Source organism: Candidatus Synechococcus spongiarum SH4, from assembly GCF_000586015.1.
GTDB classification, from domain to species: Bacteria; Cyanobacteriota; Cyanobacteriia; order PCC-6307; family Cyanobiaceae; genus Synechococcus_B; species Synechococcus_B spongiarum_F.
In genome coordinates this window covers 1-2168 of record NZ_JENA01000264.1, presented here as the reverse complement: position 1 = coordinate 2168, position 2168 = coordinate 1, and the positions used below count along the sequence as shown (strand labels likewise).

The following is a 2168-nucleotide window of genomic DNA, read 5'->3' as shown; positions in this document are numbered from 1 at the left end:
GAGCGGTTGACCGTGCTTCTGGAGGAGCGGGAGGGACTGCTGCAGCGCATCGCAACCATGGCCGGTCTCCGCAAAGAAGCCTTCATGGAGGCGTTTACTGCGGTCAATGGTCATTTCCAGCAGATCTTTACCCAGCTTTCCGATGGAGAAGGCCACCTGCAACTGGAGGACGAAACGGATCCCCTTTCCGGCGGCCTCACCCTGGTGGCTCATCCCAAGGGGAAGGTCATGCGCCGTTTGGGCGCCATGTCCGGGGGGGAAAAGTCTCTGACCGCCCTCAGCTTTCTGTTTGCCCTGCAACGCTTTCGTCCCTCCCCTTTCTATGCTCTGGACGAGGTGGACAGCTTCCTGGATGGCGTCAACGTGGAGAACCTGGCCAGGTTGATTGCACAGCAGGCCCGCCTGGCCCAGTTTCTCGTGGTGAGTCACCGGCGCCCCATGATTGCTGCGGCACAGCGCACCATCGGGGTCACCCAGGCCCGTGGCGCCCATACCCAGGTGATTGGCCTGCCCACCCAGGCGGCCTAGTTGTCTTCCACCCCTGTTCCGGATCTCTGGAACAATGGAGTCGTGCGCCACTAACCCCTTTGGATTCTATTTCCTCGTCCAGCACCACTGTTCCGTTCAATCGTCTCTGGTTGCGCTCCGAATTCATGGGCGCCCAGGTGATTGCCAAGGATTCCGGCCGGCGCCTCGGCCTTGTGGGAGAGATGGTGGTGGACGTGGATCGCCGGGAGGTGGTGGCGTTGGGTCTTCGGGACAACGCCCTGACGCGCCTGTTGCCGGGGGTGCCCCGCTGGATGCTCCTGCGGGAGATTCGCCAGGTGGGGGACGTGGTGCTGGTGGATTCCTCCGATGCCGTGGCGGAGAACTTCAGCCCGGAGCGCTACAGCCGGGTGATCAACTGCCAGGTGATTACGGAGTCCGGCGAGCAACTGGGCCGGGTGTTGGGCTTCAGCTTCGACGTGGAAACAGGGGAACTGGTCACCCTTCTCATTGCTGCCCTCGGAGTCCCTGTGCTGGCCAACGGGGTGCTCAGCACCTGGGAGTTGGGCGCCGCGGAAATCGTCAGTTCCGGCCCGGATCGCATCATCGTCTATGAAGGCGCAGAGGAAAAGCTGCAGCAGGTCAGTTCCGGGTTGCTGGAAAAGCTGGGCATCGGCGGCGAGAGCTGGGAGCGCCAGGAGCAGCAAACCTATGGCGCCGTTGTTCCCGTGGAGAACCAGTTGGCGCCGGGGCAACCCGATCAGGAAGAGCAGCGCCAGCAGGAAGCGCTTCGGGGTGATGTCACCTCGAACCAGTCTGCCCAGGGGCCATACGACGACATGGAGCCGGAGTTGGAGTATGTGGAGGCTGAGCGCAGCCGCCGTGCAGCCCCGTCCCGGCAGCGCCTTTACCTGAGTGAAGACGCCCCTGCCCCCCCGCGCCAGGAACCCCGGAATCCCTACTGGGACGAGGATGACAGCGCCGATCTCGACACCCGCCGCCGCCCCCGTCCTCAGCCCGCCGACGAGGTGGCGGATCCCTGGCAGGAGGACATGTAGAACCGCGGTTCAGGACCGCTCGGCAACAGGGGGCAGGGGCCTGCCGCGGCGGTAGTGGAATTGCAACCGCAACACCTCCATCACCATGGCGCCGAGGGCTGCTACGGCCCCACCCGGTCCCCGTAACTGCCGCAACGCCATGGCCATGGCCTCCAGTCTTGCGGGCTGGCGCAGCAACGCCAGCGCCTCCTGGGCAATTTGCGTTGGGGTGATGGCTCCGATCCGCTCCGGCACAACCATGCGGCCCGCCTGGAGATTGGGCCAGGCCAGGCCGGCGCCCCGCCTCACCATAACGGACAGGGCCGCCATGGTGACGACCCGCCCCAACAGGGGTACGCCACCCAGCAGGCCCAACGGTCCGTCCCAGGCCCGCATCACGTGGGAATGCTGGGTGGGCAGCAACACCAGCATGGGAACCGCCAGCGCCCCCAGTTCGGCGGTGTTGGCCCCCACCGTGGTGAGGGCCATGGCGCAGCGCCGCAATTCCCCATGGGCGGGGTGGCGCTCCACCACGGCAATCCGCACCCCTGTCGCGGTGCAGAGGGACCAGTGGGGACAGGATGGGGAAGGGGCCTCCAGCCCCACGGCGCCAGCGCCGAAAGTGGCGGCCAGGGGATTCTGCGG

At 65.8% G+C, this 2168-nt stretch carries 2 protein-coding genes and 1 pseudogene; 2 read left to right on the top strand and 1 reads right to left on the bottom strand.

Features of this window, described 5'->3' with window-relative positions:
• Window positions 1–528: AAA family ATPase (locus BG35_RS0109495; protein ID WP_025782631.1), on the top strand; the 528-nt coding region annotated here is incomplete at its 5' end.
• 125 nt (window positions 529–653) lie between these two features.
• Window positions 654–1544, top strand: coding sequence for a PRC-barrel domain-containing protein (locus BG35_RS11285; RefSeq protein WP_080688128.1), 891 nt, complete (start codon window positions 654–656; stop codon window positions 1542–1544).
• A gap of 9 nt (window positions 1545–1553) precedes the next feature.
• Here BG35_RS11285 and BG35_RS13280 read toward each other — a convergent pair.
• Window positions 1554–2168 (bottom strand): annotated as a pseudogene (locus BG35_RS13280) (glycosyl transferase); the annotation flags it as partial.